Source organism: Carnobacterium sp. (assembly GCF_049673005.1).
In the GTDB taxonomy this organism is placed as follows: Bacteria; Bacillota; Bacilli; order Lactobacillales; family Carnobacteriaceae; genus Carnobacterium_A.
Genome location: NZ_JBATXB010000077.1, coordinates 1 through 15,999 on the forward strand (window position 1 = coordinate 1; position 15,999 = coordinate 15,999).

Genomic DNA, 15,999 nt, shown 5'->3' on the forward strand with positions numbered 1-15,999 from the left:
ACACACTTGAAGAATTGGTAAGAGAAGTTGACTTGATTTCTATTCATATGCCGGCAACCGATGACAACTTCCATTTATTTAATAAAGAACTGTTTGCACAAATGAAAGACGGATCATTTTTGATTAACACGGCCAGAGGAACAATTATTGATACAGAAGATTTGCTTGAAGCGTTAGAAAGCAATAAACTAGCGGGCGCTGTTCTAGATACGTATGAACATGAACATTCTTTTGTTAACAAAGACTTGAAAGGTGCAGCAATTGAGGACGAAGTCTTTAATAAATTAATGGCTAGAGACGACGTATTCTATACTCCTCATATCGCATTCTATACAGAAACAGCTGTTGAAAACCTAGTAGAAGGTTCATTAGGCGCTACACAAGATATTCTAACAAGTGGCGAAAGTGCATTTGAAGTAAAATAATGCTACGCTAAATAAGATGAAACGGAGGAAGATGACCCATTTTTTAGGGCTTATCTTCCTTCTTTTTTTATTTCCTATTTTGGTAATATAACGATAGAAATAAAAGGAAGAATGGGGTATGATACTAGCATAATAAGAAAAGAACGTTTACGTGAATAGAAGGGCTTAAAATAAAAAATTGTTACTGTTTGAACAATCTAAAATTAAGGAGAAATGATATGAAAAAGAAATTAGGAACAGCAATCGGAATTGTAGTAGGAATTGTCGTCATAGGAATTATTTCACAAAAAATCTTTTTTTCAAGCGAACCAGTTGTAGAAGAATTTGAGGATCCATATGAAATTGATTATTTTACAGTACCGAGTATGGAACAAGTTTTTGTTAATGGAACGGTAAAACCAGAACAATCTCAAGAGTTTAGCAAAGAAGAAGCTTATGGAGTTATGGGCGATCTACAAGTGAAGAATGGAGAAACAGTAGAAAAAGGAACCGTTTTTTATACATACGAAAATACGGAAGTGGCTACTCAACTAAGCGATACAACGAACCAAGTTGCTCGAATGGAAACTCAACGTTCAAATGCTATTTATAAAAGAGATTTAGCAATCAAAAATTGGAATAAGCTACCTGAAGAAGAGCGTACTCAAACGCTAGAAGAAGTAAAGATGGATATGAGTACAGACGATTTAGATGCTGAAATAACAGAATTGTATAATAACCTCGCTTCGTTAAAAGAACAACAGTACAAAAGTATTGTAGCTCCATTTAAAGGGAAAGTGTATGTTCCAGAAGTAAAAGATGCTGAATCACCCATTTTAAAACTTATTTCAGATGAATTTTATGTTTCTGGAACAGTAAATGAAAAAGATGTTGGAAAACTTACAAAGGAACAAACTGCGGATATTAAAGTTATATCTAATGATTACACAGTCACTGGAAAAGTTGATTTTATTGATTTAAATCCAACAGAAGATGGTGCTGAAGAAGGCGAGTATGGACAGCCGTCTACCATGTCTAGTTATCCAGTCAAACTCTCTTTAGACACATTGGAAGGGATACGAAACGGATACCATGTTCAAGCAGTGGTTAATATCGGAAAAGAAGCTGTCACTATTCCCACAAAAGCCATTCTTCATGAAGGGGATGCGGTTCATTATGTATTAGTGAATGATTTCGGAACAGTTGTTAGACGAATTGTTCAACTAGGTGATGAAGAAGGAGAAAATACGGCAATATCTAGTGGATTAGAGGCTGAAGACCAAATCATTGTTTCATCAAAAATACCCGTTGAAGAAGGTCAATTGCTCGATGAAACACCAACTAGTGAAGCAATGGATTCTGTGAATGTGGAAGAGTAGGGGATGATATAATGGAGAAATTAAAAACAACTCAACCTCTTATCGAAATAAGCAATGTGACGAAGACATTTAAACGTGGAAAGCAAGAAACGACTGTTTTAAAAGGGCTAGACTTAAAAATTTATGAAGGTGAATTCATTATGATTATGGGGAAATCCGGCAGTGGCAAGACAACGCTGATGAATATCATTGGATTTTTAGACAGGATTACTGCTGGAACGTATCATTTTCGAGGAGAGGATGTCTCTTCTTTAAATGAAAATAAAAAATCAGACTACCGTAATGCCTTTTTTGGTTTTGTTTTTCAACAATTTTTCTTAATTGACTCATTGAATGTGCAACAAAATGTAGAATTGCCAATGGTCTATAAAGGCATCCACCAAGCAAAAGTGAAAAAAGAAAAAGCTCAACGTTACTTAGAGTTGGTTGGAATTGGTGAAAAAATGAAAGATAAAACGACGGAATTATCTGGCGGGCAACAACAGCGCGTAGCAATAGCACGTGCCTTGGTTAACGATCCTTTATTGATTATGGCTGATGAACCAACTGGAGCATTGGATAGCGAAACAGGCAAAGTTATCATGAATACATTAAAAAAACTAAACGAAGAGGGCAAGACAATTGTGATGGTGACACATGACAGAGATTTGACGACCTATGCTTCACGAGTTATTTATATGAAAGATGGCTGTTTTGAAGAAGAGGTGATGAGCCAATGATTCGCAATGTTTTAATTAGTACATTCCTAAGTTTAAAAGCTCATAAACTGCGAGTATTTTTAACAATGTTGGGAATTATTATTGGGATAGCTTCTGTTGTAACGATTGCAGCTTTAGGTGAGGGGATTAGGTTACAAACCCTTTCGTTAGCTGATTCAACTAATCTAAATGAAATAAAGATTCAATACGTCATGCCGATGTCTGAGGATCCAACCTATTATGAGGAATCAACCTTTGCTTTTTCAAAAATTGACATGAAACGAGTTAAAAAAACAAGTGGTGTAGCATCTGTTTTGCCTGACTATGGAGAAAGTATGGGGTATGGAAGCACTGTTGAAACAATCAACGCTGACTTTGATTACTTCGGACAGATGTCATCGGTTCAATTGACTCCCTACACTGAAGATAGTACTTTATTGTATGGGCGAAATCTCACTGCAGCAGATGCAAATCATGATGTTATCGTTTTGTCTCATGATGTCTTTGATTATGGTTTGGCAATCGATAATCCAGAAGAGATGATTGGGCAAGCTATTTCGCTTAGTGGATATATGTACGAAGTCGTTGGCATCAAAACACCTTATGATTTTGAGTCTGCACCACTAACTGGTGGAGGAGATGATTATATGACTGCTTCATCATCGGTTGTGACCCGGTCTTCTTACAACGATTTAACGAAATACAAACCCATTATGGGCTTGAAAATTAAATTCGACGAGAATACCGATCGCTACACTGCAACGGATACTATAATTCAAGAACTAAGTGAAAATTACCCTGATGAACAAGGAACATTTGAACAAGATCGCTCAAACGAAGAAATGCAACAAGAAATGGAAAGTTACATGGCAGGCATTGTTAATTTCTTGATGGCCATTACAGCTATTTCTTTATTAGTAGGTGGAATTGGTGTGATGAATATTATGTACGTTTCTGTCACCGAACGAAAACGTGAAATAGGTATCCGTCGTGCTATTGGAGCCAAACCTCGCACAATCTTATTTCAGTTTATTCTTGAAGCAGCTTTTATTACGTTTATAGGTGGCTTATTGGGTCTAATGACTGGATATGGGCTAGCCGTTTTAGCGGGTAGTTTTATGGACTTAAAACCAGTATTAACGATGCAAACGATTCTATTATCAACGTCTGTATCTATTTTAACCGGACTGTTTTTTGGCATCATGCCCGCGGTTAACGCAGCTAAAATGGACCCAATTAAAGCTATTTACCAATAAACAGAATAAACGAGATTCAAGACGGAAAAGACTACAAATATGGCTTGTTTTCTAGCATCAGTCAGGTAGAATTCCTGATTGAATCTATTAAAGACGAATAAAGCAACAAAAAAACGACGAGTGGATCAGTAAACGGTCCTAACTCGTCCAAACTAAATACGGGAAAGCTCAGTTGAGGTTTTAACTACCTTGACTGGGCTATTTTATTTTTTATTTGGACCAGTGGACTCAAAATACGGCCCAACTCGTCTGAATTAAAAACACAAACGCATATACGCCATCAAAATCTCCTATGTGTGTTAATAAAATACTACGATACGATCATCGCGAAAGGTGTTTTTGATAGTGATGCGTATCAATCTAAATAGAGTGAATATACAGGATGGATAAACTGTAACGCTTTGAAAAGAAGCTAGAGATTCGTTGAAATCTGCGACACGTTTTTTTGTTAGAAAGACTATTTTATCAACGTTTTCTCATCTCTTTTTAATGTTTGGTTCGATAATACCAATAATAACCATCTTTTTAAAATTATAAAAAATGTATAAAAAAGATGAATATACAGCATAAACACTCATTGTTGGACAATTATACTGTATAAAGAATATATATAAAAGAGGATGAAAATAATGCGACGAAATCGACATTTCGTATGAGTGATAAGAGTTTTCATATTCAATTGTTAGCGTTATCATAAGGATGTAAATAAGAACAAGAGGAGGAAATAATAGTGAATAATCCCATCCATGTTATGTCAGAAATTGGTAAGTTAAAAAAAGTTATGGTGCATCGTCCAGGCAAAGAGATGGAAAACTTAATGCCTGACTACCTTGATAGATTACTATTCGATGATATTCCTTATCTAAAAGGAGCTCGAGCAGAACATGATAATTTCGTTAAAGAATTAGAAACTGAAGGAGTCGAAGTTGTTTATTTAGAGAAGCTAGCTGCAGAAGCCATTGATGCTGGAAATGTAAAAGAAGCATTTATTGATCAGTGGTTGTCAGAAACGGAAATTGTTTCTGAAAATGTTAAAAACATTGTAAAGGAACAGTTAGTGGAATTAGATACCTTCGATATGGTTCTTAAAACAATGGAAGGTTTTAGAAAAACGGAATTGAAAACAGCTCACTTTGATAATTCTTTAGCGGACCAACTGGAGAGCGATTACCCATTTTTAGTTGATCCAATGCCCAATCTTTATTTTACACGTGACCCATTCGCAACGATGGCTAACGGTGTAACAATCAATAAGATGTTTGCTGAAACACGTAACCGTGAAACAATTTATGGGGACTTTATCTTTAATTACCATCCAGAATACAAAGATAAAGTAGATAAATTTTACTCACGTGATGAAGAAGATCGAATCGAAGGTGGAGATGAATTAGTCCTTTCTAAAGATATTTTAGCTATTGGTATTTCACAGCGAACTGATTCTCGTGCCATTGAAAAATTAGCAAAACGGGTATTCAAAGCTGGTGCATTTAAAGAAATTTTGGGATTCGATATTGGAGAGCATCGTAAATTTATGCATTTAGATACGGTGTTTACAATGGTTGATTATGACAAATTTACTATTCACCCAGAAATCGAAGCAGGACTACGTGTCATTTCTATCAAACCGGGTAAAGATGGAGAAGTTGTCCTTGAAGAAAAGGAAAGTAAAAAATTAGATGAAGTATTAGCAGAAGCTTTAGGGTTAGAAAAAGTAACGTTGTTAAGATGTGGCGGAGGAAGCCTTGTAGACTCAGCTCGCGAACAATGGAATGATGGATCAAACACATTAACGATAGCACCAGGCGTCGTTGTCGTGTATGACCGCAATACCATTACGAATGAATTGTTGGAACAAGCGGGATTAAGATTAATTAAAATTCCAGGAAGTGAATTAGTCCGTGGTCGTGGGGGCCCAAGATGTATGACAATGCCGTTTGTTCGTGAGGATATTTAATCGTTTCAAACAAAAAAAGAACGAGTAACTCGATGTTTAAGAATTAACCAATAGGAGGAAAATAACATGACAAAACCAATCTTTCAAGGACGTAGTTTTTTAGCAGAAAAAGACTTTTCTAAAGAGGAATTAATGTATTTAATTGAATTTTCAGAGCACGTAAAAGAGTTGAAGAAAAGAAATATTCCTCACCATTATTTAGAGGGGAAAAACATTGCTTTATTATTTGAAAAATCTTCAACACGAACAAGAGCTGCTTTTACTACAGCGGCAATTGATTTAGGCGCTCATCCTGAATATTTAGGAAAAGACGATATCCAATTAGGTAAGAAAGAATCAGTAGAAGACACTGCTCGTGTGTTAGGCAGTATGTTTGATGGAATTGAATTTAGAGGATTTAGCCAAAAAGCGGTCGAACAATTGGCTGAGTTTTCAGGTGTACCTGTGTGGAATGGTTTAACAGACGACTGGCATCCAACACAAATGATCGCTGACTTTTTAACAATAAAAGAAAACTTTGGACACCTTGAAGGCATTACGCTAGCTTATGTTGGAGATGGTCGCAATAATGTTGCCAATAGTTTATTAGTAACGGCAGCAATATTAGGAGTGAATATACGAATCGTTTCTCCTGAATCATTATTCCCTGAACAAAAATTAGTAGATATGGCTAATGAATACGCTAAAACATCTGGTAGCGAAATCATGATTACAGATGATGTTAAAAAAGGTGTTAAAGATGCGGATGCTTTATACACAGATGTTTGGGTATCCATGGGTGAAGAAGATAAGTTTGCTGAACGAATTGAACTATTGACGCCTTATCAAATCAATATGGATATGGTTCGCGCTACTGGAAAAGAAGATATGATCATCTTACACTGCTTGCCTGCTTTCCATGATGCTGAAACGATTTACGGCAAACAAGTTGAAAAAGATCATCACATTACAGCTATGGAAATAACAGATGAAGCTTTCCGTAGCAAACATGCTCGCCAATTTGACCAAGCTGAGAATAGAATGCATTCTATCAAAGCAATTATGGCAGCTACTTTAGGTAATTTATTTATTCCAAAAGTATAAAAGAAAACAAGTGAAATAAGGGTTTTAAAGCATAAGGAATCAAAATATCCTTATGCTTTTTATCTAGTGGAAAAATAAAATGCTGGTAAATGAATCCGCTTCCGCATATAATGTGAAAGAACGTTGTTATTTTAAAAAATATTAGTAGAGATAGGATGGATAATATGACAAAGAGAAAAATCGTAATCGCTTTAGGTGGAAATGCTATTTTATCAGATGATGCAAGTGCTGCTGCACAACAAGAGGCACTAGTGAATACTGCGGAATATTTGGTGAAATTCATTGAAAATGGGGATGACTTAATCATTTCACACGGAAATGGTCCTCAAGTAGGAAACCTATTATTGCAACAAGCGGCTACAGATAGTGAAAAAAATCCAGCAATGCCGATTGATACATGCGTAGCGATGACACAAGGAAGTATTGGCTATTGGATGCAAAATGCACTAGGCAATGCCTTAGCAAAACGTAAAATAGACAAATCAGTAGTTTCTATTGTTACTCAAGTAGTCGTAGATGAAAACGATCAAGCGTTTAAAAATCCTACAAAACCAATCGGACCTTTCTTAACAGAAGAAGATGCGAAAAAAGAGATGGATAAAACAGGTTCAGTGTTCGTAGAAGATGCTGGAAGAGGATGGCGTAAAGTAGTTGCATCGCCAAAACCAGTTAGCATACAAGAATATCAAGTAGTAAATCAACTTGTTGAAAGTGGAGTTGTAACAATTTCAGTTGGAGGCGGTGGAGTACCAGTGATCGTTAAAGACGGTGAATTGACGGGTATTGAAGCTGTAATTGACAAAGATTTTGCTTCTCAAAAGCTTGCTGAATTAGTAAAAGCTGATTTGTTAGTTGTTTTAACTGGAGTAGACAATGTATTCGTAAACTACAATAAACCAGATCAAAAGAAATTAGAAAATGTGACTGTTGCTGAAATGAAAAAATACATTGAAGAAAATCAATTTGCACCAGGCAGTATGTTGCCAAAAGTAGAAGCTGCAATTGCTTTTGTTGAAAATTACCCAGAAGGTAAAGCGATGATCACTTCTTTAGAAAACGTTGAAAACGTGTTAGAAGGTAACGGCGGAACAATTATTACAAAATAATAAATCGATTAACAAATAAGTAAATAAGGTGCCTTAGAATAAACCAGCTAGTATAATGGATTATTTTAAGGTGCTTTTACTATTTTTTAAAAAATTAGTTTAAAGAATAGGTACATAAGTTAAGGTAAAAGCAGGCGCTTACTATACGTTTATGCTATAATAAATGCATAGATGCATAAACAACATATCCCATTTTTATTTGTTCATTTAGTTAATTTGACACAATGAGGAGCGAATCAAATGCCAACCAAACAGATGAATACGAACCAGTTGTATGAATTACGCTTTAAACCCGTCTTTGCAAACTTTACTGAATCAGAATTCAATTGTCTTAAAAAGCACTTGTATCTTAGAAGCTACAAAAAGGGTCAAGTTTTATTCGATGAAGGGGATAAACGCGAAAAATTATTTTATTTAAAAAAAGGACTTGTTAGAATAGAACGGTTCGATAAAAGTGCTTCTTTTCAATACATCGATTACAATAACCCCGATACATTGTTCCCTTACGGAGGCCTGTTCTCCGATGAAAATTATCATTATTCTGCATATGCAGCAACAGATATTGAATTGTATTATTTACCAACAGATAGTTTCGAACAACAAGCTTTGTACAATCCAGAACAGTTGGTATTTCTTTATAAAAAGATATCGGTCATTTTACGTCAACAAGAAAAGCGAATTCAATATTTGGCTGTTTCGAGTGCTACAAGTCGCATCATCAATACCTTACTATTTTTGATGGAGAACTTAGGGAAGCATATTACGCCTAAATTAATCGAAATTCCTTATCCGATTACCATTAATGAAATAGCGGATATAAGTGGGTGCTCTAGGGAAACAGTAGGGAGCATAATAAAACAACTAAAAGAAAATCATCATTTAGAGTATGAGCATAAGCAATTCACGTTTATAAATCCTACCTATTTTAAATCCTATTCAGAATAAAAAACAAAGAAAAAGAGCTCAACCAACTAGTGGCAGAGTTCTTTTTTGTCTTTTATTTATTATTTTGCCATCATTTTTAATAACCGTAAACCAACATTAATTTGCAACAATTCTTCTGCATTATTAAATTGGATAGAGGTTAATTTTTTTATTTTATCTAAACGATAGCGGACTGTTTTAGGATGAAGAAATAGAGTATCAGCCGTATCTTTGTAATTTTGATTGTTATCTAAAAATATTTTTAACGTTTCAATTAGTTCAGGTTGATTTTTATTCAATATGAGTAGAGATTTAGGAATGAACTTTTCAAATTGATCTAAATGATTCAAATCAGAAAATAATTGATAAATACCAATATCATGGTAACTATACAGAGCATTTTCTTCGCCAAATAAAGCTGCAATTCTCTGTGTGTTTTTGGCTTGTTTGTATAAAGAATTTAAATGAGACAGATCGCCGGTATAACTAAAACTAATGGACATGTCTAACTCATTAATAGAAAGCATTCTTTTGCTTGTTTCTATACTAGAAAGCAAGTTCTTCTTAATCGTTTCTTCAGAGTCTTTTTCAGTATCCAAAATAAAAACAATTTTATGATTGCGGATTAAGTATACGTGTTGTGGCCAATATTTCTTCGTATCTTCAATAAAAGTATAAGCAAATTGGCGTTCCTTCTTTTGTTGTTCATCTGAAATCTCAGCTGTTAACGAGATGGTGGGTAAATGACAAATGAAGATACGGAAATTAGATCCATCAACCAATTTCAAACTCCTAATTTTTTCATTAAGTTCTTCTTTATCTTCAATTCTATTGTTTAATAAATCTGATATAATGCTATTTTTATAATGTAAGGTTGTTTGAGAAACAGCGTATTTTTTCAGTAATTCCATTTGAAGAAAGCTAATAGTATTTTCAATGGCTAAAAAATCTTCATGTGGAGTTGGTGATTCTACTTCATGGATAATTAGTTCATAAGAATTAATTTTTAAGTTAGGAATAGGGACAACAAGCTGTGTGTAAAGGCTATTTTTTTCTAACATTTCAGAGGCAACTTTTCGCCTAGTGTAATCATAATTCATATACTTTTGTTTGTTTAAAGCGATGGATTGAATAGATGTAACTTCGTTATAAAGTGGATCAGTACTGATGCACTCATTTTTCAACGTATTTTTTAAACTAATGGGTTTTTTGATTAACTCTTTCAATACCAATAAAATATCAATTATTTCAGGTTCATTTAGAGCCATTTTTGTAAAATGGTTTTGCAAAGAATAGTACTTTTCTAATAAATGGATATTGTTGTTAATAATTGTTCCCATAACATCTAATAAGATTGGCTCGTATTGAGTCTGTTTAGGTATTTGAATTAAAGGGAGTTCATTTTTTTCACACAATTCAATGATATAAGCAGGTATGGAAACGACTAATCGATCAATTTTAATGATTAAGCCACTGATCTTGAGTTGATGGGCCTTAGTGAAAAATACATTTAGCTCACTCGAAGAAAGGTCTCTTAAGGCATAATAACTACTCAACAACAATTCGCCTTCGCGACCCCAATTTTCGATATCTGGTCCTTCTACAACCATAATACCCGTTACATTATTTGATAAACCAGCATGTTTGGTTAAAACCATTGCTTCTTTAAGTGAATCGAAACCAAGTACTTCTTTAACTGTTAATTTCATACGGTCACTTCCTTGTATCTCTTTTGCAGAGAAAATTAATGATGGTTAGCTCGTCGAGATAGAAAACGCTTTATACTTTAGCGTAATCCGATGATGATTTATATAAAGATCCGTGCTAGACTTAAAATGCATTACATAAATTATACCAGAAAATGTGATTACTAACCATCACCATTCAATACATAGAAGTTAAAATGAATAAAAGATAATCTGCATGCAGGTAAAAATCTTGAATCTTGACAAAAAAAATGATGAAGAGGGAAGTAGAGAATATGACTATACCTATTAATTTGTTTTTCTGGACGGTTTGTATGATTCCGATTGCGTTATTATTGATTCTCTTAATTTTTTTCCAATGGGGAGCTTCAAGAGCGGCACCTGTTACATTAGGCATCACTGGATTACTTAGTGTCACTGTTTTTAAAGCGAATTGGGCCGTATTATCGGTTGAATTATTAAAAGCCTCTTGGAGTTCAATCAGCATTATCGTGGTTATCTTTACAGCCATTCTACTCTATGAAATTGGAGTAAAAGCAACCTCGTTTGATGTGTTGAATCGCTTATTTACAATTCTCGCACCAAATGAGTTGATCCGAATTTTTATGATTGGTATTTCATTTGCTAGTTTTTTACAGGGCATTACAGGTTTTGGAGTGCCCGTTTTAATTGTAGCACCGCTACTTTTGAAGATGGGAGTTGCTCCATTATACGCCGCTATTATTCCACTCCTCGGACATAGTTGGGCTGGAACATTCGGAACATTAGCTCTTGGTTGGCAAGCATTGCTTAATCAGACGGGTATAGTTGAAGAATCGCTCATCTTTCAAACCACTATTTATGCTTCTTTGTTATTGTTTATCTTAACGAGTTTATTTAATTTAATTATTGCCTTTAAATATGGAAAGAAGCGAGCGATAAAAAAAGGTTTTTTAGCTTTGACGGTTCTTTCAGTGGTGCAAGGAATGGGACAATTAATTTTTTCACTTATTAGGCCCGAACTTGCAGTTGTTCTTCCTAGTATTTTTTCTTTAGTCGCATTAATGTTGCTATCCAAAACAGCTCTGTATCACGAACCTTGGCGAATCAATAAAAGCAAAATTATGGTTCGGTTAAACGATGATTGCTCACTTCAGACACAAACTAAACCAACCATTAGTCAATCCTTATTGCCCTATACACTGATGACCGCTCTGTCTTTACTGGTTTTACTCTTTACCCCACTAAGAGAGTTATTGAGTTCAGTTGAGTTCGGCCCTAGTTTTAATCGAACAATAACTGGTTATAATTTTATTAATCCTGCTATAGCATCTTACGCTCCTTTGACACCGCTTACGCACGTGGGCGTCTTATTATTCGTTACTTGTTTAGTCACGTATGGCTACTATAGAAAAATCGGACTGATAGAAGAATCTTGTCTGGGGGAATTATTTACTAAAACCATTTTTAAGACTCTTTCGCCAAGTATCGCTATTTTTTCTCTGTTGTGTCTTTCTCGTATAATGGCAGGAACGGGACAAACATTTATTATGGCTCAAGGTATTGCTAAGGTTTTGAAAGAAAAGTATGTTTTTATCGCTCCATTCATTGGTCTGTTGGGTTCGTTTATGACCGGAAGCAATTTAACTTCCAATATTCTTTTCAGTGAATTTCAGTTGCATGTCTCTGAACAAATTGGCTTGAAGACTTCGTTTATTTTAGGAGCTCAAACAGCAGGAGGTGGTATTGGAACGTCAATTGCACCTGGAAACATTATTCTAGGGACAACAACAGCTGGGATTTTGGGATCTGAAGGAAGAGTTTTAATTAAATTAATTCCTTACACCTTAGTGGCCGCTGCGATTTTTGGTGTTTTGTTGTATGTAGATTTTAAATGGCTATAAAAAAAGTCCTCAATACACGTGTTAAAAACGAGTATTGAGGACTTTTTTAAGGTGCCTTAAGTTTCTAGAGTGATAACCATTCGATAACCTCTTGATAAACGGCAAGAGCTTCTTCGTTTTTAGGATCTCCATCAAAATTATGGTTCGCATTTTCGATGATACTAAATTTAGAATCAGGAATCTTTTTACTAAGGTTTTCACCTTGCTGAAAAGGAACATCTTGATCGGTCCTACTTTGAGCAATAAAAACTGGTGGAAGAGCTGTTAATTCTTCGTCAGTCAATGAAAATTGATTCTGATTTTTTTTATCTGGCAGAAGTAAATCTAGCCATCTTCCTGTTTGTCTTGCGTAAAGGTAAATAGCGTAACGCGTTTCTAAAGTACCTTTGGCAAGGGGTTTAGGTTGAATAAGTTGATCAATTAATGACTTAGGCATACTTGGGTAAGTCTGGTAATGTTTACTCGGCAAAAGATAGAAAGGCTCCTGAATAGAGGAGTACCCGTAGAAGCTAATAATTTTGTTCGCCTTCTTTTCTATGTTTAAGTCACTTCCAACCAGTAAAGCAAGATAAGCTCCAGCTGAACGTCCAAATAAAGAATAGTTATTAGTGGGTAAGTGTAAGACGGTATCAGAGTGACCAGTAAACCATTTAACCGCATCCACCACACAACTATAGATATCAGGAAGAGTTGTTTCAGGAGCTAGCGGGTAATCAACTGTTAAAAGATTGTATCCAGCGTTTAAAAAGGAGTTGACGTAAGCAGCTGGTAAGTCATCACGGTCACCCCATATTAGTCCACCTCCATGAAAGTAAAGAATGGTTTCATTTTTTAAGTTGTCCGTTGCTCGATAAAGAGATGCTGATAATGTGAGAGAAGAATAAGTAGCAAAAGAAAAAATTTCTGGTTCCATCAATAGGAAACCTCCTTAAATTCAGATTAAACGAGTAGTTTATAAAACAAAATTATAACAAAGAAATACTCACATATGGATGTTTTTTCCACTTTAAGGTCAAAATTATACATATAGGACAATATAAGGGTGTATTTCTTAGCTACATGGTACAATGCAATTGCATTAAAAAGACGTTATACTATGTACTGTAAGCCTTTCCTTTGACAGCAAAGAAAATAATCTATTAGCGCAGTTCTTATACAGGTTTCAGAGAACGCATCATGTGCTTATTGTTTTTATCTTAGTCGACTATTAACAATCACTATTTTTCGAAAAGGAGGTTAATTTAGTTCATTAGTTAAGAAATGGTCTTGTTTAAAAAAAACGAAGTCGTATTGAAAGAAAGTAGAACCAAACGTTTTATGATTGCTTTCAATAAGGAAACCAATAAATGAATAATGAAACTAAGTTTTCAACTTAAGAATGCTGGCTAAAGGATACGTCAACTGTTCAATTAAACTAAAAAGATTGCGAGGAATCAAAATGTTGCACACAATAATTAAAGAAAATTCTTATCAAGACTCGATTGTATTAATGTTGTTAACGAACAAATTAAATACAATTGAAGGTGTTAAAAAAGTATCGATCATGATGGGAACACCAGCTAACAAAGATTTATTCGAAGGAAGTGGCTTGAAAACACCAGAACTAGCAAAAGCTACTGCTAATGATATGGCTCTTGTTGTAGACGCTGAAAGCGACGACGTAATGGATTCTGTTTTAACTGAAGTAGATGAATTCTTAGCTTCTCAAGCTACAACTGAATCAGAAGATACAACTGAATCAGCACGCACATGGGAAACGGCTATGAAACTAGGCAAAGAAGCAAATGTTGCTTTACTATCTGTTCCTGGTACGTATGCGGCTCTTGAAACAGAAAAAGCTTTAGATGAAGGATTAAGCCCATTCATATTCAGTGATAATGTATCGATTGAAGATGAAGTTCGTTTAAAGAAAAAAGCTCATGAAAAAGGGTTAATTATGATGGGTCCAGATTGTGGAACAGGTATCATTAATGGTGTTCCAATGGCATTTACAAACATTGTTAGACCAGGAAGAATCAGTATTGTTGGTGCTTCAGGTACAGGTATTCAAGAAGTTTCAACGATTATTGATAAATTAGGTGCAGGTGTAACCAATGCTATTGGTACTGGTGGCCGTGATTTATCAGAAGAAGTTGGCGGAATTACTATGCTAGATACAATCGTAGCATTAGAAGAAGATCCTAATACAGATGTCATCGTGGTTATTTCTAAGCCACCTGCAAAATCTGTCAGAGATAAAGTGCTTGGTTTATTGAGACAAGTTTCTAAACCAGTTGTCACTATTTTCTTAGGTGAAAAACCAACGTACCATGAAAAAGATCTTTACCATGCTTACACATTAGAAGAAACGGCTAAATTAGCGGTTGCTCTATTAAATGGCGAAGAAATTAAAGCATTAGATGAAACAGTTGAGATTCCTTCTGTTGAATTAAAACCAGAACAAACGCTAATCAAAGGGTACTATTCAGGTGGAACATTAGCTAATGAAGCAGGAATGTTGATTGCTGATGGCTTAAACCTTGAAGAAGGCTTAACTCATGAAGATGGATTTATTCTAAATTCTGCAGGACATGAAATCATTGACTTAGGGGATGACATGTACACACAAGGAAAACCTCACCCAATGATTGATCCTGAGAAAAGAATTGAAATGATTCAGACTGCCGGAGATAACCCAGAAACAGCAGTTATTTTGTTAGACGTTGTACTTGGTTACGGTGCTCATGATGATATGGCTACTGAATTAGCTCCAGCTATTAAAGAAGCTAAAGAAAATGCTAAAAAAGATGGACGCGAATTATTAGTTCTAGGAACAGTCGTTGGAACATCAGCTGATCCGCAAAACTTAGTTCGTCAACAACAAATCCTTGAAGAAGCTGGCGTTATTGTATGTTCAAGCAACAACAAAGCTGTTCGTACAGCTTTAGGTTTACTAGGACACACAGTGAAAGATGAAGAAAAAGGATTCAAAGTAGTTGAAGAAGCAACAAACGCTCCATTGCCAAAAGCATCTCAAGCTGTTTTAGATTTGCTAAGCACAAAACCAAACGTAATCAACGTTGGTCTGAAGAGCTTTGCAGAAGCAATCGAAGAAAACCAAGGGAAAGCTGTTCAATTTGACTGGAGACCAAGTGCTGGTGGAGATGTAAAACTTCAAAAAGTCTTGTACTTCTTAGATAATTACGTAGCTAAATAAAACGAAAAAGTTTGTAGAACAATATAGGAGGGTTTATAAAAAATGAATTATAAAACAATTGACGAAGCGAACCAAGCGGTCATTGACAAAATTGTAGCAGGTTCTCCATTTTTATTAGATGTTGTACCCGCTAAATCCGTTATCAAAGAATTAAATGGAAAAGTATTATTGCATGCTGGACCACCAATTAAATATGAAAACATGACTGACCCAATGAAAGGTTCATGTGTCGGAGCTATGCTTTTCGAAGAATGGGCTTCAACTGAAGAAGAAGCTAGAGAAATGTTAGATAAAGGAGAAGTTTCATTCTTACCTTGTCACAGTGTTGATGCTGTTGGCCCAATGGGTGGAATCACATCTGGTAATATGCCTGTTTTAGTAGTAGAAAACAAAACAGATGGCAACCGTGC

Annotated in this window: 13 protein-coding genes; 11 read left to right on the top strand and 2 right to left on the bottom strand. The window is 35.1% G+C overall.

Going from position 1 to position 15,999, the window contains the following annotated elements:
- The 8 genes from WBF61_RS06010 to WBF61_RS06045 all read left to right on the top strand — a co-directional run.
- Positions 1-425 (top strand): NAD(P)-dependent oxidoreductase (locus tag WBF61_RS06010; RefSeq protein ID WP_424254811.1); only part of this gene is annotated, 425 nt, incomplete at its 5' end.
- Between the two features lie 218 nt (positions 426-643).
- The gene (locus WBF61_RS06015) at positions 644-1,783 is read left to right on the top strand and encodes an efflux RND transporter periplasmic adaptor subunit (protein WP_424254812.1); all 1,140 of its coding nucleotides are present in this window, start codon (positions 644-646) and stop codon (positions 1,781-1,783) included.
- An 8-nt stretch (positions 1,784-1,791) separates the two neighbouring features.
- Positions 1,792-2,502: an ABC transporter ATP-binding protein gene (locus WBF61_RS06020; protein ID WP_424254827.1), complete on the top strand. Its 711-nt coding sequence runs from the start codon at positions 1,792-1,794 to the stop codon at positions 2,500-2,502.
- Positions 2,499-3,737 (top strand): ABC transporter permease, encoded by a 1,239-nt coding sequence (locus tag WBF61_RS06025; RefSeq protein ID WP_424254814.1) that lies wholly within the window; start codon positions 2,499-2,501, stop codon positions 3,735-3,737. The genes WBF61_RS06020 and WBF61_RS06025 overlap by 4 nt, the downstream gene beginning before the upstream one ends.
- A gap of 727 nt (positions 3,738-4,464) precedes the next feature.
- The gene (gene arcA / locus WBF61_RS06030; protein WP_424254829.1) at positions 4,465-5,691 is read left to right on the top strand and encodes an arginine deiminase; all 1,227 of its coding nucleotides are present in this window, start codon (positions 4,465-4,467) and stop codon (positions 5,689-5,691) included.
- Positions 5,692-5,757: 66 nt separating this feature from the next.
- Complete coding sequence (argF, locus tag WBF61_RS06035; RefSeq protein ID WP_424254816.1) at positions 5,758-6,774, top strand: ornithine carbamoyltransferase; 1,017 nt, start codon at positions 5,758-5,760, stop codon at positions 6,772-6,774.
- A 164-nt stretch (positions 6,775-6,938) separates the two neighbouring features.
- Positions 6,939-7,880: a carbamate kinase gene (gene arcC / locus WBF61_RS06040; RefSeq protein ID WP_424254818.1), complete on the top strand. Its 942-nt coding sequence runs from the start codon at positions 6,939-6,941 to the stop codon at positions 7,878-7,880.
- Positions 7,881-8,120: 240 nt separating this feature from the next.
- Positions 8,121-8,825, top strand: a complete 705-nt coding sequence (locus tag WBF61_RS06045; protein ID WP_424254819.1) for a Crp/Fnr family transcriptional regulator — start codon at positions 8,121-8,123, stop codon at positions 8,823-8,825.
- Between the two features lie 59 nt (positions 8,826-8,884).
- On the opposite strand, the gene WBF61_RS06050 is transcribed toward WBF61_RS06045, so the two are convergent.
- A complete protein-coding gene (locus tag WBF61_RS06050) occupies positions 8,885-10,513 on the bottom strand; it encodes a PucR family transcriptional regulator (protein WP_424254821.1) in 1,629 nt (542 codons plus the stop codon).
- A gap of 272 nt (positions 10,514-10,785) precedes the next feature.
- Here WBF61_RS06050 and WBF61_RS06055 point away from each other — a divergent pair, with 272 nt between their 5' ends.
- Positions 10,786-12,393 (top strand): L-lactate permease, encoded by a 1,608-nt coding sequence (locus WBF61_RS06055; protein ID WP_424254822.1) that lies wholly within the window; start codon positions 10,786-10,788, stop codon positions 12,391-12,393.
- Positions 12,394-12,457: 64 nt separating this feature from the next.
- Here the strand turns inward: WBF61_RS06055 and WBF61_RS06060 are convergent, their stop codons facing one another.
- The gene (locus WBF61_RS06060; protein ID WP_424254831.1) at positions 12,458-13,306 is read right to left on the bottom strand and encodes an alpha/beta hydrolase; all 849 of its coding nucleotides are present in this window, start codon (positions 13,304-13,306) and stop codon (positions 12,458-12,460) included.
- Positions 13,307-13,831: 525 nt separating this feature from the next.
- Here WBF61_RS06060 and fdrA point away from each other — a divergent pair.
- A complete protein-coding gene (gene fdrA / locus WBF61_RS06065; RefSeq protein ID WP_424254824.1) occupies positions 13,832-15,589 on the top strand; it encodes an acyl-CoA synthetase FdrA in 1,758 nt (585 codons plus the stop codon).
- Between the two features lie 42 nt (positions 15,590-15,631).
- The coding region (locus WBF61_RS06070; RefSeq protein WP_424254825.1) for a DUF1116 domain-containing protein at positions 15,632-15,999 on the top strand (368 nt) is incomplete at its 3' end.

Coding starts and splice junctions, on each gene's coding strand:
- WBF61_RS06015 (WP_424254812.1), top strand. CDS start 644: ATGAAAAAGAAATTAGGAACAGCAATCGGAATTGTAGTAGGAATTGTC.
- WBF61_RS06025 (WP_424254814.1), top strand. CDS start 2,499: ATGATTCGCAATGTTTTAATTAGTACATTCCTAAGTTTAAAAGCTCAT.
- argF (WP_424254816.1), top strand. CDS start 5,758: ATGACAAAACCAATCTTTCAAGGACGTAGTTTTTTAGCAGAAAAAGAC.
- arcC (WP_424254818.1), top strand. CDS start 6,939: ATGACAAAGAGAAAAATCGTAATCGCTTTAGGTGGAAATGCTATTTTA.
- WBF61_RS06045 (WP_424254819.1), top strand. CDS start 8,121: ATGCCAACCAAACAGATGAATACGAACCAGTTGTATGAATTACGCTTT.
- WBF61_RS06050 (WP_424254821.1), bottom strand. CDS start 10,513: ATGAAATTAACAGTTAAAGAAGTACTTGGTTTCGATTCACTTAAAGAA.
- WBF61_RS06055 (WP_424254822.1), top strand. CDS start 10,786: ATGACTATACCTATTAATTTGTTTTTCTGGACGGTTTGTATGATTCCG.
- WBF61_RS06060 (WP_424254831.1), bottom strand. CDS start 13,306: ATGGAACCAGAAATTTTTTCTTTTGCTACTTATTCTTCTCTCACATTA.
- fdrA (WP_424254824.1), top strand. CDS start 13,832: ATGTTGCACACAATAATTAAAGAAAATTCTTATCAAGACTCGATTGTA.